Below are 263 nucleotides of genomic sequence, written 5' to 3' on the forward strand. Positions count from 1 at the left end.
TTATTCGGCTCTTCGCGACCAATTTGGCTGGTCAGATTTGTCAGAACGATATGGGCGTCAGCCACGCCGGGTAAACCGATATCTTTTGAGAAATTATTATGTTTCGCAAGCGACTGGTTAATTTCTTGTTCGGTGATGGTGTATTGGGTGAGTTGATTACAGCCAACGAGCAGGCCACTGACGATCAATGCAGCGGCAAATAAAAACTTGTTCATGGTAGTCCTCGACATGAAATCTGCGTCAATATCCTGACACAACGCAGC

At 46.0% G+C, this 263-nt stretch carries 1 protein-coding gene; it reads right to left on the reverse strand.

Features of this window, described 5'->3' with window-relative positions:
• The coding region (locus tag B0E34_RS22610) for a DUF1439 domain-containing protein (protein ID WP_123956487.1) at positions 1-215 on the reverse strand (215 nt) is incomplete at its 3' end.
• Between the last annotated feature and the right edge of the window lie 48 nt (positions 216-263).

The organism is Chryseobacterium mucoviscidosis (genome assembly GCF_002177115.1).
In the GTDB taxonomy this organism is placed as follows: Bacteria; Bacteroidota; Bacteroidia; order Flavobacteriales; family Weeksellaceae; genus Chryseobacterium; species Chryseobacterium mucoviscidosis.